Raw genomic sequence first — 22,566 nt, 5'->3', positions numbered from 1 at the left:
TTTCGTTGTGTTTCCCACATCCCGCGCGGTGGCGGGAGGTCTCAGTCGACGCGCCGGCCCCGCGCCAGCGCGGTCCGGATGCCGGTGGTCAGGTGGACGACGGCGGGGAGCGGGATCCCCAGCGCGGCGTCGAGATCGGCCAGGGCGCCGCGCACGCGCCCGGCCGCGTCGGCGAGGTCGGCACGCGGCCGCAGCTGCACCTTCAGACGCAGCAACCGCTGCCCGCGCCGGGCGTAGGTGGTCGCCTGGACCGCGAGGACGTCGGGGGCCGCGGCGAGCGAGGAGCGGACGATGCCCTCCACGACCGCGGTGTCGACGACGATGCCGTCGGCGTCCACGGCGCTCCGGCTGCGACCCCGGCGGGACCCGACCGCCCAGAGGACGGCGAGCAGCACGACGAGGGAGGCCACCGCGGCGAGGATCCACGCGACGGCGACGACGCCGAGACCTGTGGCCGTCACCGCGTCTGCGACGGTGTCGTCGACCGGGAGCGGCGCACCGCCGAGGGTCGGTGCGATCAGCGGCCAGATCGCGATCGCGGCGACCCCGAGGCCGACGATCCCGAGCGCGGCCAGGACCAGGCGGTTCGCCGTCCGGCGCCCTGCCCCGGTCACGACAGCGCCCCCTGCCCCGTGACGCGCGCGCGGGTGCGCACCCGCGGCGTGAGCTCCAGCGACGCGATCCCGGCGCTGCCGGCGCGGGCGACCTCGTCCGCCGCGACGGGGAAGCCGGAGGAGGGCGTGACCTCGATGTCCGCCCGACGGCGGGCGACATGCGTCCGCACCTGGTCGGGGGCGACGCCGGCGGTCCGCGCCGCGCTCCGCGAGAGCGAGCCGGCGAGCACGGCGTCGTCGACGACGAGCGGCGCGCGCTCGTCGCCCGACAGGCGTCGTCCGGCCCGGCCCGGGCTGACGGCGCCCCACAGGCAGACGACGCCGAACACGAGGGCCACGGCGCCGATCGCGACGCCGACGGGCGTGCCGCCGGCGACCGTGTCGATGATCGTCCGCGGGCCGGCGACCCATGCCGGGAGTCCGAGCGCGAACCGGACGGTCTCGAAGACCACGAACCCGGTGGCCACGGCGGCGACCAGCACGGCTGCCGCCGCCCAGACGCTGCGGGATCGCCGCAGCATACGACGCGCGGACCGCTGGGTGAGCGGGGTGGTCACGATGTCCTCCTGTCGTCGTCGATGTGATGTGTGAGATGGATCCGCACGTCCGAGACGGACGCGCCGGTGAGATCGGTCAGTCGCGCGGCGACGACCTCGCGCGTGCGCGCGGCGCGGGCGAGGATGGACTCGCCGCCGACCCGCGCACCCGCAGAGACCTCCGCCGCGATGCGGCCAGCGTCGTCCCGTACGCGCGCGGAGGCCGCGCGCCGCGGGACGCCCAGCGCCTCCGCCGAGACCGCGGCCGCGATCCGCTCGTAGGCACGGGAGGTCACGACCACCCGGCCGGGGATCTGCGCGCGGTCCACGGTCAGCCCGCCCGCCGTCCGCGGGCCGCCGCGACGGCGGCGCGGAGGTCGAGCGTCCCGGAGAGCGAGGCGCCGACGAGCCAGCCCACGAGGGCGAGCACCGCGACGAGCACCATGCCCCAGAAGCCGAAGGCGAGGGCGGCGAACGCCAGGACGGCGCCCGCCGCCGCGCCGAGGACCGAGGCCCCGTGTACCGTCGTCACTGCACCCGCTCCTCGACCGGGGCGTCGTCGCCCGGGATGTGGACGTCGACGACGGTCACGTTGATCTCGGCGACCTCCATGCCGGCGAGCTGCGTGATGGCGTCGGCGACGGCGTTGCGGACGTCGGTGGCGACGCGCTGCAGCTGCTCGGGGTACTCGGCGACGATGGAGATGTCGGCGGCCACCTGGGTCTCGCCGACCTCCACGCTCACGCCCTGGCTGAGGTCCTTCGCGCCGACGGCCTCACGGATGGTGCCGATCACGCGGGCGGCCCCGCCGCCGAGGGCGTGGACGCCCGGGACCGAGGACGCCGCGATGCCGGCGATCTTCGCGATCACCGGGTCGACGATCACGGTCTTGCCGGCGCCCGGGGTGGGGACGACGTTCGCGGTGCTGTTGCCGGTGGTGTTGGTGGCCATGCTGATTCCTTTCGTCCGGCCCCGATCGGGGGCCTCTGCGGGTGTGACGGGTGCCGCGGTGTATTCGTCACGATGTATTTCCTGGCAGTTGCCTGAGTGCCGCGGCGGACCATCCATCCGGGCGCTGACACGCGCGGGCAGGTGTGGCAGGGTCGAATCCGACGCGGCGGTGGCCGCACGGATCACGCCAGGGGGAACGTGGATCGACTGGTCTCCGTCGAGGACGGCATCCTCGCCCAGCGCGCCGCCGACGGCGACGAGCGCGCGTTCGGGGTGCTCGTGCGCCGGCACGGCCCGTTCCTCGTGGCATTCGCGACGAGGATCCTCCGCTCGCGGGCCGACGCCGACGACTGCGTGCAGGAGGCCCTGATCGTCGCATGGCGCCGGCTGCCGGAGCTGCGCGAGCCCGACCGGGTGCGGGCGTGGTTCTCGACGATCGTCGCGCGGAAGGCCACCGACCGCCTGCGGTCCCGCCGACCGTCGACCCCGATCGAGGACGCGGAGCCGCTGTCGACCCTTCCCAGCCCCGACGAGTCGGCGCTGACGTCGTCGCAGCTCGATGCGCTCCGCGCGGTCCTCGACGAGCTGCCCGCCGAGCAGCGCACCGCGTGGCTGCTGCGCGAGGTGAGCGGCTACAGCTACGACGAGATCGCTCGGGAACTGGGGATCTCGGCCACGGCCGTGCGGGGGCGTCTCGCCCGCGCACGTGCCACCGTGTTCGAACGCATGCAGGAGTGGAGGTGAACGGCATGGCCACGGAGACGATCGGAGAGTCGGGCTACACGCTCGAGGAGCTGTCGGAGTACCACGACCGCGGACGACTCCCCGCGATCGCCGCGATCGACGGCGACCCGCAGTGCCGAGCTGTCCTGGACTCGATGGACAGGCTCGGAGCACTCTCCCGCGAGCTCATCGAGAGCGACGCGGCGCAGGGCCTCGAGGAGTCGTGGTTCGAGCAGATCATCGGGGAGGTGGCCCGCGAGTCCCGCGCGGGGCGCGACCTCCCGCTCGAGACGGGCGACGACGTGACCCTCGTCGTGACCGAGGGCGCGGTGCGCGGCCTCGTCCGCGACGCCGGCGACGGCGTGGACGGCGTGCTCGTGGAGCGTGTCGACGTCACCGTCGAGGACGGACAAGTCGATGTCGCGCTGACGGTCAGCGTGCTGTACGGGCTTGCCCTGGCGGAGGTCGCCGCGCAGGTGCGCGCGGAGGTCCATGCGGCCATCGCCGGAAGCGCCGCGTGGGACGTCGGCGAGATCGACGTGACGATCGACTCGCTGCGGATGCGGGAGGAGCGGTCATGAGCGGGACGAGCGAACTGGCCCTGCGTGTGGACGCCGCCATCCGGGAGGTCCCCGGCGTCGCCGAGCTGTACTTCGCGGCGCCCCTGCCCGCCCGGCTGTGGCGGGTCGCCGTGGAGCGGACCGAGGCCTACTCGGTCGTCACGGAGCGCGACGGCGCCTACGAGGTCACCGCGAGCATCGGGGTGGAGCACGCGCGCGCCGACACCGTCGCCTCGGCGGTCGCCGCGCGGGTGCGCGACGCACTCGGCCAGCCCGAGGCGACGGTGACGGTGCGCGTGAGCCGCCTCAGTCCCGCGCGGCCAGAGTGAGCCGGTAGCGCAGCGCGGCCAGCTCGGCGTACAGCGCCGCCGGCACCCTGCCGCCGAACGTCGAGAAGAACTGCTCGGTGAGGTCGGCCTCCTGCAGCCACAGCGCGGGGTCGACCTCGAACAGCTCGTCGAGGTCGGCCTGCGGCACGTCGATCCCGTCCACGTCGATGTCGTCGGTGTGCGGGAGCCGGCCGATCGGGCTGTCCTCGGCGCCCACCGACCCGTCGATGCGGCGGATGATCCACTCGATCACGCGGGCGTTGTCGCCGAAGCCGGGCCAGAGGAAGCGTCCGTCTGCGCCCTTGCGGAACCAGTTCACCTGGAAGATGCGCGGAGCGCGGTCGAACCGCAGCGACTGGCCCACCTTCAGCCAGTGACCGAAGTAGTCGGCCATGTTGTAGCCGCAGAAGGGCAGCATCGCGAACGGGTCGCGCCGGAGCTCCCCCACGGTGCCCTCGGCGGCGGCGGTGCGCTCGGAGGAGATGTTCGCCCCGAGGAAGACCCCGTGCGTCCAGTCGGTCGCCTCGAGCACGAGCGGCACGTTGGTCGCCCGACGTCCGCCGAAGAGGATCGCGTCCAGGGGCACGCCCTCGGCGGCATCCCAGTCCGGCGCGATCTGCGGGCACTGGCCGGCGCTGACCGTGAAGCGGGAGTTGGGATGAGCGGCCGGGCGGCCCGACGCGGGCGTCCAGGGCTTCCCCTCCCAGTCGGTGAGCTCGGCGGGGACGTCGTCGGTGAGCCCCTCCCACCACACGTCGCCGTCGGGACGGAGGGCGACGTTGGTGAAGATCGTGTTGCCCCACAGGGTCTCGACGGCCGTCACGTTGGTGGATTGCCCGGTGCCCGGCGCGACTCCGAAGAATCCCGCCTCGGGGTTGATGGCCCAGAGCCGTCCGTCCTCGCCCGGGCGCAGCCAGGCGATGTCGTCGCCGAGCGTCTCCACGCGCCAGCCGGGGATGGTGGGGCGCAGCATGGCGAGGTTCGTCTTGCCGCACGCCGACGGGAACGCGGCGGCGAGGTGGTAGGCGCGACCCTCGGGACTGATGACGCGGATGAGCAGCATGTGCTCGGCGAGCCAGCCCTCGTCGCGCCCGATCACCGACGCGATGCGCAGCGCGAAGCACTTCTTCGCGAGGATCGCGTTGCCGCCGTAGCCGGATCCGAACGACCAGACCTCCAGCGTCTCGGGGAAGTGCACGATGTACTTCTCGTCGTTGCAGGGCCAGGCGGCGTCCTTCTCCCCCGGTGCCAGCGGCGCGCCGACCGAGTGGACCGTCTTGACCCACGGCTTGCCGGCGGCGATCTGGTCGAGGACCGACGTGCCGACCCGCGTCATGATGCCGATCGACGTCACGGCGTAGGCGGAGTCGGTGACCTGCACGCCGATGTGGGACAGGGGGCCGCCGACGGCGCCCATGGAGAACGGCACGACGTACATCGTGCGTCCGCGCATGGAGCCCGCGAACAGCGGCGTCAGGGTCGCGCGGATCTCGTCGGGCGCGATCCAGTTGTTGGTCGGACCGGCGTCCTCCTCGCGCTCGGAGGCGATGAAGGTGCGACCCTCGGTGCGTGCGACGTCGCTCGGGTGCGAGCGGGCGAGGTAGGAGCCCGGCCGCCACTCCGGGTTCAGCCGGATCAGCTTGCCCTCGTCGACCTGCTGGCGCAGCAGCGCGTCGTTCTCGGCGCGCGAGCCGTCGACCCAGTGGATGCGCGCCGGCTGGGTGAGCGCGGCGATCTCGTCGACCCAGGCGCGCAGCTCCGCCAGCCCGTCGCTGTCGGCCGGCGCGCGACCGAAGGCGGAGGCGTCGTAGCCTGCGGAGCGCGTGCCGCCCTCGATGCGCGCGTCGGTGCGGGGGGCGACGGGGCGGGTGAAGAGGTCCGCGAGGGCCATGTCGATCTCCTTCGATGAAGCGTCCTACGGCTGGGTCGTGCCCCCACTATCCCTCTGGTTCGAGCGCATTTTCCGATCCTGTTCGTGTCAAGAATGTCGATTCTTTCGATATGCTCAAGGAATGCCCACCGCGCTGGAACTGTCGACCCTCGGCCACCGCATCCGTCACCAGCGGGTCTCCCACGGCTACACCCTGGACGAGCTCGGCGCGCTCGTCGGCGTGGCCGGCAGCCAGCTGAGCCTCATCGAGAACGGCAAGCGCGAGCCCAAGCTCTCGCTGCTGCAGGCGATCGCCACCGCCACCGGGACCGACGTGACCGACCTGCTGTCGACCGAGCCGCCCAACCGGCGGGCGGCCCTGGAGCTGGAACTGGAGCGCGCGCAGACGAGCCCCGTGTTCCGCCGCCTGGGCATCCCGCCGCTGCGGGTCACCCGCACCATGACCGACGAGACGATCGAGTCCGTGCTCGCGCTGCACCGCGAGCTGCACCGTCGCGAGCGCGAGGCGATCGCGACGCCCGAGGAGGCGCGGCGGGCCAACACCGAGCTGAGGCTGAAGCTCCGCGAGCGCGACAACTACCTCGCCGACATCGAGCGGCTCGCCGAGAAGCAGCTGAAGGCGGCGGGGCACACCTCCGGCGCGCTCACCCACCGCACCGTCAGCATCATGGCCGAGCAGCTCGGTTTCGAGCTCATCTACGCCAACGACCTGCCGCACTCGGCGCGCTCGGTCACCGACCTCGAGAACGGCCGCATCTACCTGCCCCCGGCGTCGATCCCGGGCGGGCACGGGCTGCGCTCGATGGCGCTGCAGGCGATGGCGCACCGGCTGCTCGGGCACGCGCCGCCCACCGACTACGCCGACTTCCTGCAGCAGCGGCTCGAGATCAACTACTTCGCGGCGTGCTGCCTCATGCCCGAGACGGCGTCGGTCGCCTTCCTCGCGCAGGCCAAGAAGGATCGCAACCTCGCCGTCGAGGACTTCCGCGACGCGTTCGGCGTGACCCACGAGGCGGCAGGCATGCGGCTGACGAACCTCCTCACCCAGCACTTCGGCATCCGCCTGCACTTCCTGCGCGTCGACGGCTCGGGCGCCATCAGCCGCGTCTACGAGAACGACGAGCTCCCGCTGCCGATGGACGTCACCGGCTCCGTCGAGGGGCAGATCGTCTGCCGGAAGTTCGCGGCGCGGTCGTCCTTCGGGGAGCAGAACCGCACGACCGAGCAGTACCAGTACACCGACACCCCCGCGGGCACCTTCTGGTGCTCCAGCCAGACCGGGACGACCTCCGACGGGGAGTTCTCGATCACCGTCGGCGTGCCGTTCGACGATGCACGGTGGTTCCGCGGCCGCGAGACCCAGAAGCGAGCCGTCTCCACCTGCCCCGACGAGAGCTGCTGCCGCCGCCCCGACGCCGAGCTCACGCGGCGCTGGGAAGGCAAGGCCTGGCCGAGCGCGCGCGTGCACATGCAGATGTTCTCGCCGCTCCCCCGCGGCGCCTTCCCGGGCGTCGACGACGGCGAGGTGTACGCGTTCCTCGACCGTCACGCGCAGGGCTGACCCGCGCTCCGTGCCGCGGGCATGTCCCACTCCCGCGGGGCGTGTCCCACTTCCGGCGGGGCGTGTCCCACATTCGGTCGGTTCCGGGCTGCCGCTGCGACCGAAAGTGGGACATGCTCGCGTGCTCGCCGGACCCGACACCCCCCTTCCAGGGTTGGAAACGGCGACGGCGCGGGTGTACTCTCTCGCAAGTGAGGTTCGCCTAACCTAACGTCGCTCGCCGGACGGCGCTCGACCGAGGGCTGCAACGGGGCAGCGGCACCGGCCTCGCTTCCGCTCACCGAAACAGACCCCGTGCTCGCCACTTTCCTGATCGGCCTCCGCGAAGGCCTCGAAGCCGCCCTCGTCGTCGGCATCCTCGTCGCCTACCTCACGCGCATCGGCCGCCGCGACGTGCTCCCCCGGCTCTGGGCGGGGGTCGCCCTGGCGATCGCGCTGGCCCTCGGCATCGGCGCCGTGCTCACCTTCGGCTCCTATGCGCTCACCTTCGAGGCGCAGGAGCTCATCGGCGGGCTCCTGTCGCTGCTCGCGGTCGGCATGGTCACGTGGATGATCTTCTGGATGCAGCGCACCGCCCGCACCATGAAGGCCACGCTCGAAGGCGGGATCGATCGCGCCCTCGCGACCAGCGGCTTGTGGGGCATCGTCGTCATCGGATTCGTATCGGTCGCGCGAGAGGGCATCGAGACCACCCTGCTGCTGTGGTCGATGGTGCAGTCGTTCGGCGATGCGCCGACGGCGCTCCTCGGCGCCGTGCTCGGGCTCGCCGCCGCGGTGCTCCTGGGCTGGCTGCTCGCCCGCGGCATGGTGCGCCTGGACCTCCGCCGCTTCTTCGCGTGGACGGGCGCCTTCCTCGTCGTCGTCGCGGCCGGCGTGCTCGCCTACGCGATCCACGATCTGCAGGAGGCAGGCGTCCTGCCGGGCCCCTTCTCGGCGTCCGCTCCGCTCGACCCCGTCACCGGCGCGGTCGCCGTGGGGCCCGCCGGCTTCCCGTTCGGCTGGGCCTTCGACCTCAGCGCCACCATCGCCCCGGGCGGATGGGCGGCCGCCGTCCTCCAGGCCACGGTCGGCTTCATGCCGCAGATGACCTGGCTGCAGGTGATCGCCTGGGCCGTCTACATCGCCGCCGTCGGCTCATTCTTCGTCCGTGGTCTGCGCCCTCGCCCGACACCCGTCGCGGACGCCTCGGCGCCGGCGACCCCCTCCGTCCCTTCCGCCCCTTCCCGCGCACCTCAAGGAGCATCATGACCCGCACCCTTCCGCTGCAGACGACCGGCGCCGCGAGGAGCCTCGGCGCCCTCGCCGTCGTCGGAGTCGCCGCCCTGGCCCTGGCCGGCTGCGTCGCGAAGGCCGACGTGGCGGCCGCCGACACGCTGACCGTCACCTCGACCGACACCGCGTGCGAGGTCTCGACCGGAGCCGCGACCAGCGGCACCCTGACCTTCGACGTCGCCAACGACAGCTCGCAGGTGACGGAGTTCTATCTGCTCGCGGAGGACGGCCTGCGGATCGTCGGCGAAGTGGAGAACATCGCCCCGGGCGCCTCCCGCACCCTCACCGTCGTGGCCCAGCCCGGCGAGTACTTCACGCTGTGCAAGCCCGGCATGGTCGGCGAGGGCGTCGGCCGCGCCGGGTTCTCGGTCTCCGGCGACGCGGTCGCCGCGACCGGCGACGATGCCGAGCAGAAGCAGCAGGCGGTCGACCTCTACGCGGCGTTCGTGAAGGATCAGGTCGAGCAGCTCGTGCCCGCCGTCGACGACTTCGTCGCGGCGTACGAAACCGGCGACGACGAGGCGGCCCGCGCGCAGTTCCCGCAGGTGCGCGCCTTCTACGAGCGCATCGAGCCGGTGGCCGAGTCGCTCGGCGACCTCGACCCGCGCATCGACTACCGCGAGGTCGACGCCGTCGCCGAGGGCCTGGACTGGACCGGGTTCCACCGCATCGAGAAGGACCTCTGGGTGCCCGCCCGCGACGCGCTGAACGCCGACGGCGAGACGCCCGCCTGGCAGGACTGGGCGCCGTCGACCGACGCCGAGCGCGCCGCGTTCGGCGACCAGCTCATCGCCGATGTGGCAGAGCTCAACGACTACGTGCACTCCGCCGACTTCCAGACGGCGCTCGACGCGCAGGGCGTCGCCGGCATCTCCAACGGCGCGATCTCGCTGCTGGACGAAGTCGCGACCGGCAAGATCACCGGCGAGGAGGACTGGTGGTCGGGCACCGACCTCTGGGACTTCGCCGCCAACGTCGAGGGCTCGAAGATGGCGTTCTCGCTCGCCCGCGACTTCGCCGTCGCGAAGGGCGACCAGGGCGCGGCGCTCGCCGAGCAGATCGATGAGGGCTATGCGGCCCTCGACGCGGCGCTCTCCGCGCACGGCTCGCTCGCCGAGGGATTCGTCGCGTACGGCGAACTGACCGACGACGACAAGCGCGAGCTCACCGACCTGCTGAACGCCCTGGCCGAGCCGCTGTCGCAGCTCACGTCGACCGTCCTGGCGTGAGCGCGGACGTGGAGGCCGGCGCCGACGGCGGTGCCGCGGAGCGGTCCGGATCGCCCTCCGGCCTGAGCCGCCGCGGCCTGTTCGGACTCGCCGCCGGTGTCGGGGCGGCCGGGCTCGCCCTCGGGGCCGGCGCGGGATCGGCGGCCGGCGTCGCCGTCGGCCGGGCGCGTGAGCAGGGCGGGGCGTCGCCCGTCCACGACTTCTTCGGCGCGCACCAGGCGGGGATCACGACGCCCGTGCAGGACCACCTGCACTTCGCGTCCTTCGACATGATGGCCCGCACCGATCGGGCCGACCTCGTCTCGCTCCTGCAGGACTGGAGCTACGCCGCCGCGCGGATGACGCAGGGCCTCGACGTCAGTGCGACCGGCGCGATCGGCGGCTCGCCGGAGGCCCCGCCGGATGACACCGGCGAGGCGCTGGGGCTGCCGGCATCGGGTCTCACGATCACCTTCGGGTTCGGTCCCACCCTGTTCGAGACCGCCGAGGGAGACGACCGGTACGGGCTGGCGGCGCGGCGGCCGGCGCTGCTGGAGAGGCTGCCGGCGTTCCTCGGCGACGACCTCGACCCCGCCAGATCCCACGGCGACCTGTGCATCCAGGCGTGCGCCGACGACCCGCAGGTCGCCGTCCATGCGGTGCGCAACCTCAGCCGCATCGCGTTCGGCCGGGCGCGGCTGCGGTGGTCGCAGCTCGGCTTCGGCAAGACGTCGCGGACGACGTCCGCGCAGGCCACGCCCCGGAACCTCTTCGGCTTCAAGGACGGCACCGCGAACATCCTCGCCGACGACCACGAGGCCCTGGCCGAGCACGTGTGGGTGGGCGAGGGCGACGAACCGGCCTGGCTGGCGGGAGGCTCGTACCTCGTGGCACGGCGGATCGCGATGCTCATCGAGACCTGGGACCGGGTGCGCCTGTCGGAGCAGCAGCGGATCATCGGGCGCGACAAGGGCGAGGGCGCCCCCCTCTCGGGCGGCCGCGAGGGCTCCGCCCCCGACTTCGCGGCGGCGGACGCCACCGGCGCTCCCGCGATCGACGCCGCCTCGCACGTGCGCCTGGCCCACCCCGAGACCAACGGGGGCATCCGGATCCTGCGGCGCGGCTACAACTTCGTCGACGGCAACACCGAGCTCGGCCGCCTCGATGCGGGCCTGTTCTTCCTGTCGTACCAGCGCTCCCCCGCGCAGTTCGTCGCGCTCCAGCGCTCGCTGTCGACAGACCTCATGAACGAGTATCTGCGGCACGTCGGCTCCGGGATCTGGGCGATCCCGCGCGGCGCGGCGCCCGGGTCGTACGTCGGCGCCGAGCTGTTCGCCTGACGGCGGCCGGCTCCGCATCCGCACCGCGGGCAGGCCTCAGCCGGTGATGAATCGCGCGAAGCGACCGAGCGCCGCCTCGACGGCAACGGCGTCCGCATCGCCGAACAGCTCCGGCACGGGGGCGAGGTGGTGCTTTCCGACGGCCACCGAATGCGACCACACGCCGACGATCTCGCCGTCCGCGACGAGGACGGGCTGGACGATCCCGTTCATGCTCGGCCCGATCCGCCGGGTGAACTCCGGTGCGCAGGGCGTCGTGCGGTCGACGTACGACAGGTAGTACTCCTCGAAAGGCGGCAGCGCCTGCACCTGGTCGACGCGGGCTCGGCGCGGCGCCGGTCCAGCGGCGACGAACAGCCCCTCCTCGACCTCGACGACCCGGTCGCCCGCACCGTCCCGCGCCTGTTGCGACAGTCCCTTCGGCAGGCCCGCCCACCATCCGAAGTCGCCGATTCCGGCGGGACCGTGGCTGCGGATGTACCGCACGAACAGCTCCGCGAGCGGGTCCGCCGGCTCGGCGGTCTCAGGGATCCAGTCCTCGGGCGCGACGACGTACTGGTCGCGCGTCGGACCGCTCTCGCGGGGCACGACGGGTCCGAGCACGACGACCAGCCGCAGCGCCAGCGCCGAGAAGATGTGGTTGCCGCGCATCCCGGACGGGTCGATGCCGACGCCCGACAGGACGGCGGCGAACTCCGGGCGGGTGATCCGGTTGCCGTTCGCGAGCACCGGGCGCACCGCCGCGTCGGCGCGCGCCAGCATGTCCGCGTCGATGCCGAGGCTCCGGTGGATCCCGGCGTACTGCTTGGTCTGCCGCTCGGCGGTGACCCGGAGGATCCAGGGGAGGTCCCGCGCCGGCAGGATGTGCAGCGTCCCCCGCTGGGTCCACGAGCGGACGAGCCCATCCGGTTCCGCGAACGCGGCGTCGACGTCGCTGAGCGTCGGGGCGCCGCGGGTACGGGCGGCGAGCGCCCACCGTCCGCCCCAGAACTCCTGCCCCTGGGTCGCCGTCATGTGGGTCGCCGCCTCGGTGACGGATGCGGCGGGAGCGCTCAGCCGGTGGTGGCGCAGCCGCTCGCTGCGCAGCCGGTCGAGTTCCATGCGCTCATCCTGCCGTGGATGTCCCACTTTCGGTCACGCATGTCCCGCTTTCGGTCGCCCGAGGGCGCTCGATCCAGCCGAATCAGGGACATGCGGCCCGGCGGCAGCCCTCACCGGATCGTATACACTCGCACTGTCCGGCGGCCACGGCCGCCGGTGCTCGGAAAAGGGGCACGCAGCCGCGCGACGTCGATGTCCGCGAGCGAGACACATACGGCCTCGCATCCGTCCCGTCTTCGCTGGAGCTCCCATGCCCACGGTTTCCGCGCACGTCGCGCACACCCTCGCCCACCACATCGACCACGTGTTCGGGGTGATGGGCAACGGCAACGCGTACTTCCTCGACGCCCTGGAGCGCTCGACGGCGGTGTCCTTCACCGCCGTCCGGCACGAAGCGGGCGGCGTCGTGGCCGCCGACGCGTATCACCGCGCCGGCGGCGGGCTGGCGGCGGCCACCGCCACCTACGGCGCCGGCTTCACGAACACTCTCACCGCCCTCGCCGAGGCGGTGCAGGCGCACGTGCCGCTGATCCTGGTGGTCGGCGACGAGCCGACGTCGGGCCCCCGCCCGTGGGACGTGGACCAGATCGCCCTCGCCTCGGCCGTCGGCGCGCGCACCTATACCGTCGGGCGAGCGGATGCCGCCGCCACCACCGTCATCGCGATCGAGCACGCCCTGTCGTACCGCGTGCCGACGGTGCTCGCGATCCCGTACGACGTCGCGCGGCTCGACGCCGGGCCGGTGCCCGACGCACCCTCGCCGTCGCTTCCGGCGCCCCTCGCGCCGTCGCCCTTCGCCCGCGCCGCGATCGCCGACCTCGCCGGCGCGCTCGCCCGGGCGCAGCGGCCGCTCCTCCTCGCCGGACGCGGAGCCTGGGTCGCCGGCGCCAGGGAATCGCTCGGTCGGCTCGCGGACGCCACCGGCGCCCTCACCGCGACGACAGCGCTCGGCCGCGGCATCTTCCCCCGCCCCGAGTTCGACCTCGGCGTGACCGGAGGATTCGGCGCCGACGGCGCGATGGAGCTCGTCCGCACCGCCGACGTGGCGGTCGTGTTCGGCGCGGGGCTCAACCAGTTCACGATGCGGTTCGGCGAGCTGTTCGCGCCCGGCACGCGGGTGGTGCAGGTCGACGTCGCACCCGCGGCGACGCATCCGCACGTCGGCGGGTTCCTCCGCGGCGACGCGGCGGTCGTGGCCTCCGCGCTCGTCGAGGCGCTGGAGGGCGCGCCATCGTCCGGCTGGCGGGAATCCGTCGACCTCGCACCGCTGCGCGCCCGCGAGCCCGGCGACGCCCTCGCCGCCGGCGGCCGCCTCGACCCCCGCTCCGTCGCCGCGCGCATCGGCGAGCTGCTCGAGGCGCACCCGTCCACGCGCGACCGCGTCGTCGTCTCGGACGGCGGCCACTTCATCGGGTGGGCGAACATGTACTGGCCGGTCGCGTCGCCCGACCGCATGCTCATGGTGGGCACCGCGTACCAGTCGATCGGACTGGGCTTCCCCTCGGTGCCCGGCGCGGCACTCGCGAAACCGGAAGCCACGGTGGTGCTCACGACCGGCGACGGCGGCGGCCTCATGGCGCTCGCCGATCTGGAGTCCGCCGTGCGCGTCGCCGCCGGCCGCGGCCTCGCCGTCGTCTGGAACGACGCCGCCTACGGCGCGGAGGTGAACCTGTACGGGCTCCAGGGCCTCGCCCGGGAGCCGATGCTGATCCCCGAGGTCGACTTCGCCGGCCTGGCCCGCTCGGTCGGGGCCCACGGCGTCGTGGTGCGGGAGCTCGCCGACCTGGAGGTGCTCGACGAATGGGCCGCCCGTCCGGCATCCGACCGGCCGTTCCTCCTGCTCGACTGCCGCATCTCCGGCGACGTCATCGCGCCGTACCAGCAGGAGATCATCCGCGTGAACCGCTGAGCGCGTCCCCTTCCACGACCCCGGGGGGCAAAAGCAGGCCTCACCGCAGCATCCGCCGGGCAAAGTCGGCCGAACCGGCTATCCGTCCTGCTTTTCGCACCGCCGCGCCCGGCCACGGTCGCCGAAAGCGGGACATGCTCTACTCCGGCGGGAGCAGCACCCCGTCGAAGAAGGCGGCGAGCTCGGCGGTCACGGTCAGCGGCAGGACGGCCGCGACGTACTGGTCGGGCCTCACGACGACCACGACCCCGTCGCGCGACAGCCCGCGCTCGGCGAAGATGTCGACGTCGTTCCAGGCCGACGGACCCGCCGCGAACACCTTCTCCCAATCGGTGAGCCCGAGGGGGCCGCTCTGCGGGCGGAACACGGCGGGCACCGCCGCCACGTCGACCGCCTCGAAGCCCTCCGGGTAGACGACCTTCACATCGAACAGGGCATCGGCATCCTCGTCGCCCCGTCGGAATCGGATCAGCGGCGACTCCGCCGAGGACCCCAGCCACTCCGCCCACGCATCGAGCGCGGGATGCGCTCCGGACGCCGCGGGGTCGGCGAAGGCGTACAGCCGCCAGCGGCCGTCGGCTCTCGCATGGTGGCCGAGATGGACGACGTTGCCGTCGGCGACGAGGGTGACCGGCGCACTCTGGAACCGCTTGCCGATCGGGAAGCCCGCCGCAAGCGCCTGGTGCTCGCCGGATCCGACGATCGCCGACGGCCCGTACTGCGTCATGAAGCCGGAGGGGAACTCCGCCGTCGCGAGGTAGTACGTCGCGAGATCCTCGGGGTCGGAGATCTCCTCGGGCTTGCGCGCCATGAGCGAGGACCACTCTCGGTCGAAGTCGATGAGCTGCTGCGCCACGGGTCGCCGCTCGGCGCCGTAGGTCGCGAGCAGCGACGCGGGGCTGCGCCCGGTGAGCACCGAGCCGAGCTTCCAGCCGAGGTTGAAGCCGTCCTGCATGGACACGTTCATGCCCTGCCCCGCCTTGGCGCTGTGGGTGTGGCACGCGTCGCCCGTGAGGAAGACGCGCGGGTCGCGGTCATCGTCCAGCGCGTCGTCGAAGCCGTCGGTGACACGGTGCCCGACCTCGTACACGCTGTGCCAGGCGACCTGCTTCACGTCGATGGAGTAGGGGTGGAGGATCTCGTTCGCCCGCCGGATGATCTCCTCGATCGGCGTCTGTCGCACCCGGTGGTCGTCGTCGGCGGCGACGGCGCCGAGGTCGATGTACATGCGGCTGAGGTAGCCCCCCTCGCGCGGGATGTGGAGGATGTTCCCCGCCTCGGCGTTGATCGCGCACTTGATCCGCCAGTCGGGGAAATCGGTCTCGACGAGCACGTCCATGACGCCCCAGGCGTGCTGCGAGATGTCGCCGACGTGCCGGCGGCCGATCGCCTCGCGCACGCCGCTGCGGGCCCCGTCGCATCCGGCGACGTACTTGGCATGCACCGTGCGCTCCTCGCCGGCACGCTCGCCCGCGACGTGGCGGAGCCGCACCTCGACGGGATACTCGCCCGCGCCCTGCACCGTGAGCCCGAGGAACTCGATGCCGTAGTCGGGCACGATCCGGCCCGGACCGTGCGCGGCGGCCTCGGCGAAGTAGTCGAGCACGCGCGCCTGGTTCACGATCAGGTGGGGGAACTCGCTGATCTGGTACGCGTAGTCCGCCGTCCGCGACCGACGCACGATCCGGCGCGGATCGTCCGGGTCGGGCCCCCAGAAGTTCATCCAGCCGATGTTGTACGCCTCGGCGGTGATCCGCTCGGCGAAGCCGAAGGCCTGGAACGTCTCGACGCTCCGCGGCTGGATGCCGTCGGCCTGCCCGAGGACGAGCCGCCCGTCCCGCCGTTCGACCAGGCGGGTCACCACCGTCGGGTACTGCGACAGCTGCGCGGCCAGCAGCATGCCCGCCGGCCCCGAGCCGACGATCAGCACGTCGATCTCGTCGGGGAGCTCGGCCGGGCGGTCGACGCCGGTGCCGGCGGAGGGCTGGACGCGAGGGTCGCCGGAGACGTACCCGTGGTGGTGGAACTGCATCGTCTTCGATCCTTCCCCGACGTCTCGGTCGGGCTGCTGCCATCTTCTCGCGGATTCGGCCGGAACGGATTCGGAGCCGGCGCCCGGATTCGGAGCCGTCAGCGATGAGGCTCCGAATCCGGTGCGACCCTCCGAGTCCGAGGCCGGCGGGACGGCCCGCTCAGGCCCGTGCGAGCCCGCGGATGGGGCTCACGGCCTGCTCGGCCTCGTGGTCGGGGCCGAGGGGGATGCCGCTGCGGTCGCGCAGCAGCAGCGTCGCGATCAGCCCCAGGACGGTCATGCCGGCGAGGTACCACGTGACGGCGTCGGTCGAGCCGGTGCGCTGGACGAGCCAGGTGGCGATCGACGGCGCGAAGGCGCCACCGAGGATCGCGCCGATCGCGTACGAGATCGAGACGCCCGAGAAGCGGATCGACGCCGGGAACAGCTCCGCGTAGAGCGCCGCCTGCGGCCCGTAGGTGAATCCGAGGCCCACGGTGAGGATCACCAGACCAGCCGTCAGAAGCGCGATCTCGCCGGTGTTGACGAGCGGGAACAGCAGGAGCACGCCCACGAGCTGCAGCACCCAGCCGATGATGTAGGTGGTGCGTCGGCCGAGCCGGTCCGACAGCCAGCCCGCGATCCACGTGAAGACGAGCCACGAGACGGCCGAGAGGGTGACCGCCCACAGCACGTCCGACGTGGCCAGGCCGAGCGGACCCTTCGGGTCGGTCGCGTACCGCTGGATGTATCCGCCGGTCGTCATGTAGCCGACGGCGTTGTTGCCGGCGAAGACCAGCGCGGCGACCACGACCAGGAGCGCGTGCGTGCGGAACAGCTGCACGATCGGCATGCGCGTCTCCTCCTTGCGCTCGGCGAGCTCGAGGAAGACCGGGCTCTCCTCGACACGGCGACGCACGTAGTAGCCGATGAGGATGAGCACGACGCTCAGCAGGAAGGGGATGCGCCAGCCCCACGTGAGGAAGAACTCCTCACCCGGGAGGGCGACGATCGCGAGCACGGCGGAGGCCAGCAGGAGCCCGAGGGGCACACCGATCTGGGGCGAGGCGCCGAAGAGCCCGCGCTTGGCCTTCGGCGCGTGCTCGACGGCCATCAGCACGGCGCCGCCCCACTCGCCGCCGGCGGAGATCCCCTGCAGGATCCGCAGGACGACCAGGAGGATCGGGGCGATGATGCCGATCTGGGCATACGTCGGCAGCAGCCCGACGAGGGTGGTCGCGACGCCCATCAGCACCAGGGTCAGCATCAGCACGAGGCGTCGGCCGTACTTGTCGCCGAGGTGACCGGCGAGGAAGGCGCCGAACGGGCGGAAGAGGAAGCTGATCCCCACGGTGAGGAACGAGATGATCTGGGCGAGCTGCTCGCCGGCGGGGGCGAAGAACAGCTGGCCGAACACGAGTCCGGCGGCGGAGGCGTAGATGAAGAAGTCGTACCACTCGACGGTGGTGCCGACCACCGTGGCGAAGACGACGCGGCGCCGGTCGGCGGCGGTGGATATCGTGCCCGTGGGGGTGAAACCCGGGTGGGGAGCGGGCGAGGCTGTGCTCATGGTGACTCCTGTGTCGGTGACGTCGCTGTCGGGGCGGGCTGTGCTTGCCCGGTGACTCAGGATCATATACGATTTCAGATACGACGCAAGAGCGAGGGAGCTCATGACCATCGACGACACCACCGATCCGCGGTTCGCGGGGCTTCCCGGCCGTCCCGGGAAGATCATCGCGGTGCACCTCAGCTACGCCTCGCGCGCCACCCAGCGCGGCCGCCGGCCCAGCGCCCCGTCGTACTTCCTCAAGCCGTCGAGCTCGGTGGCCTCCTCCCCCTCGACGATCGCCCGCCCCGCCGGCACCGAGCTGCTGGCGTTCGAGGGCGAGATCGCCCTGGTGATCGGTGCGGAGGCCCGGCAGGTGGACCTCGCCGAAGCCTGGGATCACGTCGGATGGGTCACGGCAGCCAACGACCTCGGGCTCTACGATCTGCGCGCGGCCGACAAGGGCTCCAACGTCCGCTCCAAGGGGGGCGACGGGTTCACCCCGATCGGTCCGCGGCTGATCGACGCCCGCACGGTCGATCCTGCGCAGCTGCGGGTGCGCACGTGGGTCAACGGCGACCTCGCGCAGGACGACACGACCGCCGGGCTGATCTTCCCGCTCGCGCAGTTCGTCGCCGACCTCAGCCAGCACCTCACCCTCGAGCCGGGCGACGTGATCCTCACCGGCACGCCGGCGGGCTCGTCCGTCATCGCGCCGGGTGACGTCGTCGAGGTGGAGGTCGACTCCCCCGCCACCGGCGCCTCCTCGGGACGGCTCGTGACGACCGTCGTCGAGGGCGACGGCCCCGGCTACGACGGCAGCCTCGGGTCCCTCCCCGCCGTCGACGACACGCAGCGCGCCGAGGCCTGGGGAGCGGCGCCCGAGCGCCCGGCGCTCGACCCATCCCTGCGCGAGAAGCTGGAACGCGTTACGGTGGCCGCGCTCTCGCAGCAGCTGCGCCAGCGCGGGCTGGACAACGTCACGATCGACGGCGTGCGCCCCCTGCAGCCGGGCGCGAAGCTCGTGGGCACGGCCCGCACACTGCGGTTCGTCCCGAACCGCGAAGACCTCTTCGAGAGCCACGGCGGCGGCTACAACGCGCAGAAGCGCGTGTTCGACGCCGTGGGCGCGGGCGAGGTCGTGGTCATCGAAGCCCGCGGCGAAGCGGGCTCGGGCACGCTGGGCGACATCCTGGCGATCCGCGCCCGCGCCCGGGGCGCCGCGGGGATCGTCACCGACGGCGGCGTGCGCGATGCCGAGGCCGTCGCCGCCGTGGGGCTCCCCGTCTACGCCGCCGGGGCCCACCCCGCCGTCCTCGGCCGCAAGCACGTGCCGTGGGACCACGACCTCACCATCGCGTGCGGCGGGACCACGGTGCAGCCGGGCGACGTCATCGTCGGCGACGCCGACGGCGTGATCGTCATCCCCCCGGGCCTGGCCGAAGAGGTGGTCGACGCCGCGCTCGCCCGCGAGGACGAGGACGCGTGGATCGCCGCCCGCGTCGCCGAGGGGCACCCCGTCGACGGCCTGTTCCCGATGAACGCCGCCTGGCGTGAACGCTACGAGGCCGAGAGGACCACCCCGTGACCGAGATCGCGAGCCAGAGCAAGTCCCAGACGGCCTACCACTGGATCAAGGAGCGCATCGCCGGTCAGGTGTTCACCCCGGGCTATCGCCTGGTGCTCGGCACCATCGCGCACGAGCTCGACATGAGCGTCGTGCCCGTGCGCGAGGCGATCCGCCAGCTGGAGGCCGAGGGCCTCGTGACCTTCGAGCGCAACGTCGGCGCCCGCGTCTCGATGGTCGACGACACCCAGTACCGCCACAGCATGCAGGCCCTCAGCATCCTCGAGGGCACCGCGACGGCGCTCGCGGCCCGGCGGCTGACCGTCGACGATCTCCATGCCGCACGGCGCGTCAACGAGCTGATGATCGAGACGCTCGAGCACTTCGACCCGCACGCCTTCACGCGCCTGAACCAGGAGTTCCACGCGGCGCTGTTCGGCAAATGCCCCAATCCGCGGCTGCTCGAGCTCGTCGAGGCCGAGTGGGGCCGGCTGGGCAATCTCCGCGACTCGACGTTCAGCTTCGTCCCCGGCCGCGCGCAGGAGTCGGTGCACGAGCACGAGAACATCGTCCGCCTCATCGAGCACGGCGCGCCGTTGGGCGAGATCGAGAAGGCGGCCCGCCGCCACCGGTCGGCCACCCTCGACGCCTACATGATCCACGAGCACCCCGACGAAGCGCTGGGTCTTCCCGCCTTCTGAGCCCCGGCCTTCCGACCCGCCTCCCGTCACCACAAGGAGCACCATGACCACTCCCTCCCTCGACACCCGCCACGTGCCGGCCGACCTGCCGAGCCGCATCCGGCACTACATCGACGGGGAGTTCGTCGACTCGCTCGACGGCGACACCTTCGACGTGCTCGAGCCCGTCTCCAACGAGACCTACGTGCAGGCCGCGGCCGGCAAGAAGGACGACATCGACAGGGCCGTCGCCGCCGCGCGCCGGGCGTTCACCGACGGCCCGTGGCCGCGCATGCTTCCCCGCGAGCGCTCGCGGGTGCTCCACCGGATCGCCGACATCGTCGAATCGCGCGACGCCCGCCTCGCCGAGCTGGAGTCCTTCGACTCCGGACTGCCGATCACGCAGGCCCTCGGCCAGGCCCGCCGCGCAGCCGAGAACTTCCGCTTCTTCGCCGACCTGATCGTCGCCCAGTCCGACGACACGTTCAAGGTGCCCGGACGCCAGCTCAACTACGTCAACCGCAAGCCGATCGGGGTCGCGGGGCTCATCACGCCCTGGAACACGCCGTTCATGCTCGAGTCGTGGAAGCTCGGCCCCGCGCTGGCCACCGGCAACACGGTCGTGCTCAAGCCCGCGGAGTTCACGCCGCTGTCGGCGTCGCTGTGGGCGGGGATCTTCGAGGAGGCGGGGCTGCCGCCCGGGGTCTTCAACCTCGTCAACGGACTGGGCGAGGAGGCCGGCGACGCCCTCGTGAAGCACCCCGACGTTCCGCTCATCTCGTTCACGGGCGAGAGCCGCACGGGGCAGCTCATCTTCGCCAACGCGGCGCCCCACCTCAAAGGCCTGTCGATGGAGCTCGGCGGCAAGTCGCCCGCGATCGTCTTCGCCGACGCCGACCTCGACGCGGCCGTCGACGCGACCATCTTCGGCGTGTTCTCGCTCAACGGCGAGCGCTGCACCGCCGGCAGCCGCATCCTCGTGCAGCGGGAGGTCTACGACGAGTTCGTCGAGCGCTATGCCGCGCAGGCGAAGCGCGTGAAAGTCGGCTACCCGCACGACCCGGCGACCGAGGTGGGGGCGCTCGTGCACCCCGAGCACTTCGAGAAGGTGATGGGCTACATCGAGATCGGCAAGGGCGAGGGGCGCCTCGTCGCCGGCGGCGGGCAGCCGGAGGGCTTCGCCTTCGGCAACTTCGTGGCCCCGACCGTGTTCGTCGACGTGGCCCCGGGGGCCCGGATCTTCCAGGAGGAGATCTTCGGCCCGGTCGTGGCGATCACCCCGTTCGACACCGACGAAGAGGCCCTGGCCCTCGCGAACGACACGAAGTACGGCCTCGCCGCCTACGTGTGGACGAACGATCTGACGCGCGCCCACACCTTCGCGCAGTCCGTCGAGGCAGGCATGGTGTGGCTGAACTCGAACAACGTGCGAGACCTCCGCACCCCGTTCGGCGGGGTGAAGGCCTCGGGACTGGGACACGAAGGCGGCTACCGCTCCATCGACTTCTACACCGACCAGCAGGCCGTGCACATCACGCTCGGCGAGGTCCACAACCCCACTTTCGGCAAGTAAGCAAGGACGCTGACATGACCCACCGCGATGAGATGACGCTCACCTCCTCGGGCTTCTTCGTGAGCCAGGAGGCGCCGATCCGCTCCGACGACCCCATCCCGACGCCGACGGCTCCGGCGCCCGACATCCTGCGCTGCGCCTACATGGAGCTGGTCGTCACCGACCTCGCGGCGTCGCGCGCGTTCTACGTCGACGTCCTCGGACTGTACGTGACGGAGGAGGACGACGAGACGATCTACCTCCGCTCCACGGAGGAGTTCATCCACCACAACCTCGTGCTGCGGCAGGGACCGGTCGCGGCCGTCGCCGCGTTCTCGTACCGCGTGCGCTCGTCCGAGGACCTCGACAAGGCGGTGGCCTTCTACGAGGAGCTCGGCTGCCGCGTGGAGCGCCGGGCGGAAGGGTTCGTCCGCGGCATCGGCGACGCGGTCCGCGTGACCGACCCGCTCGGCTTCCCCTACGAGTTCTTCTTCCAGACCGAGCACGTCGAGCGCCTGTCGTGGCGATACGACCTCCACACGCCGGGCGAGCTCGTGCGACTCGATCACTTCAACCAGGTGACCCCCGACGTGCCGCGCGCGGTGAACTTCATGCAGTCGCTCGGCTTCCGCGTCACCGAGGACATCCAGGACGAGGAGGGCACCGTGTACGCCGCGTGGATGCGCCGCAAGCCCACTGTCCACGACACCGCGATGACGGGCGGCGACGGCCCGCGCATGCACCACGTGGCGTTCGCGACCCACGAGAAGCACAACATCCTCGCGATCTGCGACAAGCTGGGCGCGCTCCGGCGGTCCGACGCGATCGAGCGCGGACCGGGCCGCCACGGCGTCTCCAACGCGTTCTACCTGTACCTGCGCGATCCCGACGGCCATCGCGTGGAGATCTACACGCAGGACTACTACACGGGCGACCCCGACAACCCGGTCGTCACCTGGGACGTCCACGACAACCAGCGCCGCGACTGGTGGGGGAACCCCGTGGTCCCCTCTTGGTACACCGAGGCCTCCCTCGTGCTCGACCTCGACGGCAACCCGCAGCCGGTGGTCGCCCGCACCGACTCGTCGGAGATGGCCGTGACGATCGGCGCCGACGGCTTCTCCTACACCCGCCCGGGCGAGGACGAGCTGCCGGAGTACAAGCAGGGCGAGTACAAGCTGGGTCACCAGCTGTGATCCGTCGACAGGCTCA

21 protein-coding genes are annotated in these 22,566 nt (G+C 72.3%); 12 read left to right on the top strand and 9 right to left on the bottom strand.

What is annotated here, in order from left to right; all coding sequences use genetic code 11:
- Positions 1 to 41 precede the first annotated feature (41 nt).
- The 5 genes from QQZ13_RS12805 to QQZ13_RS12785 are packed head-to-tail and all read right to left on the bottom strand — an operon-like array spanning position 42 to position 2,101.
- The gene (locus QQZ13_RS12805) at positions 42 to 614 is read right to left on the bottom strand and encodes a hypothetical protein (protein WP_284529662.1); all 573 of its coding nucleotides are present in this window, start codon (positions 612 to 614) and stop codon (positions 42 to 44) included.
- On the bottom strand, positions 611 to 1,171 hold the full coding sequence (locus QQZ13_RS12800; RefSeq protein ID WP_284529660.1) for a hypothetical protein: 561 nt from the start codon (positions 1,169 to 1,171) through the stop codon (positions 611 to 613). The genes QQZ13_RS12805 and QQZ13_RS12800 overlap by 4 nt, the downstream gene beginning before the upstream one ends.
- Complete coding sequence (locus tag QQZ13_RS12795) at positions 1,168 to 1,479, bottom strand: hypothetical protein (protein WP_284529658.1); 312 nt, start codon at positions 1,477 to 1,479, stop codon at positions 1,168 to 1,170. Before QQZ13_RS12795 ends, QQZ13_RS12800 begins: the two co-directional genes overlap by 4 nt.
- 2 nt (positions 1,480 to 1,481) lie before the next feature.
- Positions 1,482 to 1,682: a DUF2273 domain-containing protein gene (locus QQZ13_RS12790; RefSeq protein WP_284529656.1), complete on the bottom strand. Its 201-nt coding sequence runs from the start codon at positions 1,680 to 1,682 to the stop codon at positions 1,482 to 1,484.
- Entirely contained in the window at positions 1,679 to 2,101 is a 423-nt protein-coding gene (locus QQZ13_RS12785) for an Asp23/Gls24 family envelope stress response protein (protein ID WP_284529653.1), read from the bottom strand. The genes QQZ13_RS12790 and QQZ13_RS12785 overlap by 4 nt, the downstream gene beginning before the upstream one ends.
- 198 nt (positions 2,102 to 2,299) lie before the next feature.
- On the opposite strand from QQZ13_RS12785, the gene QQZ13_RS12780 reads away from it, so the two are divergent.
- From QQZ13_RS12780 to QQZ13_RS12770, 3 genes are read left to right on the top strand one after another with little or no spacing between them, the layout of a single operon-like run.
- Positions 2,300 to 2,845 carry an RNA polymerase sigma factor gene (locus QQZ13_RS12780; protein WP_284529651.1) on the top strand — a complete coding sequence of 182 codons (546 nt, stop codon included), beginning with the start codon at positions 2,300 to 2,302 and terminating at the stop codon, positions 2,843 to 2,845.
- Between the two features lie 5 nt (positions 2,846 to 2,850).
- Positions 2,851 to 3,405, top strand: a complete 555-nt coding sequence (locus tag QQZ13_RS12775; protein WP_284529650.1) for an Asp23/Gls24 family envelope stress response protein — start codon at positions 2,851 to 2,853, stop codon at positions 3,403 to 3,405.
- Positions 3,402 to 3,713: a hypothetical protein gene (locus QQZ13_RS12770; RefSeq protein WP_284529648.1), complete on the top strand. Its 312-nt coding sequence runs from the start codon at positions 3,402 to 3,404 to the stop codon at positions 3,711 to 3,713. Before QQZ13_RS12775 ends, QQZ13_RS12770 begins: the two co-directional genes overlap by 4 nt.
- Here QQZ13_RS12770 and QQZ13_RS12765 read toward each other — a convergent pair.
- Positions 3,691 to 5,604, bottom strand: a complete 1,914-nt coding sequence (locus tag QQZ13_RS12765; protein WP_284529647.1) for a phosphoenolpyruvate carboxykinase (GTP) — start codon at positions 5,602 to 5,604, stop codon at positions 3,691 to 3,693. The genes QQZ13_RS12770 and QQZ13_RS12765 overlap by 23 nt on opposite strands.
- Positions 5,605 to 5,725: 121 nt before the next feature.
- Here QQZ13_RS12765 and QQZ13_RS12760 point away from each other — a divergent pair, with 121 nt between their 5' ends.
- The 4 genes from QQZ13_RS12760 (at position 5,726) to efeB (ending at position 10,985) form a co-directional block, all read left to right on the top strand.
- Positions 5,726 to 7,165 carry an XRE family transcriptional regulator gene (locus tag QQZ13_RS12760; RefSeq protein ID WP_284529646.1) on the top strand — a complete coding sequence of 480 codons (1,440 nt, stop codon included), beginning with the start codon at positions 5,726 to 5,728 and terminating at the stop codon, positions 7,163 to 7,165.
- A gap of 294 nt (positions 7,166 to 7,459) precedes the next feature.
- Positions 7,460 to 8,413, top strand: coding sequence for an iron uptake transporter permease EfeU (gene efeU, locus QQZ13_RS12755; protein WP_284529645.1), 954 nt, complete (start codon positions 7,460 to 7,462; stop codon positions 8,411 to 8,413).
- Positions 8,410 to 9,666 (top strand): iron uptake system protein EfeO, encoded by a 1,257-nt coding sequence (efeO, locus tag QQZ13_RS12750; RefSeq protein ID WP_284529644.1) that lies wholly within the window; start codon positions 8,410 to 8,412, stop codon positions 9,664 to 9,666. Before efeU ends, efeO begins: the two co-directional genes overlap by 4 nt.
- Positions 9,663 to 10,985, top strand: a complete 1,323-nt coding sequence (gene efeB, locus QQZ13_RS12745; RefSeq protein WP_284529642.1) for an iron uptake transporter deferrochelatase/peroxidase subunit — start codon at positions 9,663 to 9,665, stop codon at positions 10,983 to 10,985. Before efeO ends, efeB begins: the two co-directional genes overlap by 4 nt.
- Before the next feature lie 36 nt (positions 10,986 to 11,021).
- Here the strand turns inward: efeB and QQZ13_RS12740 are convergent, their stop codons facing one another.
- The gene (locus QQZ13_RS12740) at positions 11,022 to 12,086 is read right to left on the bottom strand and encodes a winged helix DNA-binding domain-containing protein (protein WP_284529641.1); all 1,065 of its coding nucleotides are present in this window, start codon (positions 12,084 to 12,086) and stop codon (positions 11,022 to 11,024) included.
- Positions 12,087 to 12,336: 250 nt separating this feature from the next.
- Between QQZ13_RS12740 and QQZ13_RS12735 the strand changes: the two genes are divergently transcribed.
- A complete protein-coding gene (locus QQZ13_RS12735; RefSeq protein ID WP_284529640.1) occupies positions 12,337 to 13,995 on the top strand; it encodes a thiamine pyrophosphate-binding protein in 1,659 nt (552 codons plus the stop codon).
- A 139-nt stretch (positions 13,996 to 14,134) separates the two neighbouring features.
- On the opposite strand, the gene QQZ13_RS12730 is transcribed toward QQZ13_RS12735, so the two are convergent.
- Together QQZ13_RS12730 and QQZ13_RS12725 are read right to left on the bottom strand one after the other, a co-directional pair.
- A complete protein-coding gene (locus QQZ13_RS12730; RefSeq protein WP_284529639.1) occupies positions 14,135 to 16,027 on the bottom strand; it encodes an FAD-dependent monooxygenase in 1,893 nt (630 codons plus the stop codon).
- A 160-nt stretch (positions 16,028 to 16,187) separates the two neighbouring features.
- Entirely contained in the window at positions 16,188 to 17,576 is a 1,389-nt protein-coding gene (locus QQZ13_RS12725; RefSeq protein WP_284529638.1) for an MFS transporter, read from the bottom strand.
- Positions 17,577 to 17,679: 103 nt separating this feature from the next.
- Here QQZ13_RS12725 and QQZ13_RS12720 point away from each other — a divergent pair, with 103 nt between their 5' ends.
- The 4 genes from QQZ13_RS12720 to hpaD are packed head-to-tail and all read left to right on the top strand — an operon-like array spanning position 17,680 to position 22,550.
- Positions 17,680 to 19,143, top strand: a complete 1,464-nt coding sequence (locus QQZ13_RS12720; protein WP_284529636.1) for a fumarylacetoacetate hydrolase family protein — start codon at positions 17,680 to 17,682, stop codon at positions 19,141 to 19,143.
- Positions 19,140 to 19,823: a GntR family transcriptional regulator gene (locus QQZ13_RS12715; RefSeq protein WP_284529634.1), complete on the top strand. Its 684-nt coding sequence runs from the start codon at positions 19,140 to 19,142 to the stop codon at positions 19,821 to 19,823. The genes QQZ13_RS12720 and QQZ13_RS12715 overlap by 4 nt, the downstream gene beginning before the upstream one ends.
- A 43-nt stretch (positions 19,824 to 19,866) precedes the next feature.
- Positions 19,867 to 21,375, top strand: coding sequence for a 5-carboxymethyl-2-hydroxymuconate semialdehyde dehydrogenase (gene hpaE / locus QQZ13_RS12710; protein ID WP_284529633.1), 1,509 nt, complete (start codon positions 19,867 to 19,869; stop codon positions 21,373 to 21,375).
- 14 nt (positions 21,376 to 21,389) lie between these two features.
- Entirely contained in the window at positions 21,390 to 22,550 is a 1,161-nt protein-coding gene (gene hpaD, locus QQZ13_RS12705) for a 3,4-dihydroxyphenylacetate 2,3-dioxygenase (protein ID WP_284529632.1), read from the top strand.
- The last annotated feature ends 16 nt before the right edge of the window (positions 22,551 to 22,566 follow it).

Origin of the sequence: Microbacterium sp. T2.11-28, from assembly GCF_950097975.1 — a bacterium.
Classification (GTDB): Bacteria; Actinomycetota; Actinomycetes; order Actinomycetales; family Microbacteriaceae; genus Microbacterium.
The sequence above is the reverse complement of the archived record's forward strand: the minus strand, read 5'-3'. Positions and strand labels throughout refer to the sequence as shown.

What these genes read in the sequence shown, in the direction of transcription:
- hpaD (WP_284529632.1), top strand. Translation starts at nt 21,390, where the DNA reads ATGACCCACCGCGATGAGATGACGCTCACCTCCTCGGGCTTCTTCGTG.
- QQZ13_RS12740 (WP_284529641.1), bottom strand. Translation starts at nt 12,086, where the DNA reads ATGGAACTCGACCGGCTGCGCAGCGAGCGGCTGCGCCACCACCGGCTG.
- QQZ13_RS12785 (WP_284529653.1), bottom strand. Translation starts at nt 2,101, where the DNA reads ATGGCCACCAACACCACCGGCAACAGCACCGCGAACGTCGTCCCCACC.
- QQZ13_RS12775 (WP_284529650.1), top strand. Translation starts at nt 2,851, where the DNA reads ATGGCCACGGAGACGATCGGAGAGTCGGGCTACACGCTCGAGGAGCTG.
- efeO (WP_284529644.1), top strand. Translation starts at nt 8,410, where the DNA reads ATGACCCGCACCCTTCCGCTGCAGACGACCGGCGCCGCGAGGAGCCTC.
- QQZ13_RS12720 (WP_284529636.1), top strand. Translation starts at nt 17,680, where the DNA reads ATGACCATCGACGACACCACCGATCCGCGGTTCGCGGGGCTTCCCGGC.
- QQZ13_RS12765 (WP_284529647.1), bottom strand. Translation starts at nt 5,604, where the DNA reads ATGGCCCTCGCGGACCTCTTCACCCGCCCCGTCGCCCCCCGCACCGAC.
- QQZ13_RS12760 (WP_284529646.1), top strand. Translation starts at nt 5,726, where the DNA reads ATGCCCACCGCGCTGGAACTGTCGACCCTCGGCCACCGCATCCGTCAC.
- QQZ13_RS12730 (WP_284529639.1), bottom strand. Translation starts at nt 16,027, where the DNA reads ATGCAGTTCCACCACCACGGGTACGTCTCCGGCGACCCTCGCGTCCAG.
- QQZ13_RS12725 (WP_284529638.1), bottom strand. Translation starts at nt 17,576, where the DNA reads ATGAGCACAGCCTCGCCCGCTCCCCACCCGGGTTTCACCCCCACGGGC.
- hpaE (WP_284529633.1), top strand. Translation starts at nt 19,867, where the DNA reads ATGACCACTCCCTCCCTCGACACCCGCCACGTGCCGGCCGACCTGCCG.
- QQZ13_RS12735 (WP_284529640.1), top strand. Translation starts at nt 12,337, where the DNA reads ATGCCCACGGTTTCCGCGCACGTCGCGCACACCCTCGCCCACCACATC.
- QQZ13_RS12770 (WP_284529648.1), top strand. Translation starts at nt 3,402, where the DNA reads ATGAGCGGGACGAGCGAACTGGCCCTGCGTGTGGACGCCGCCATCCGG.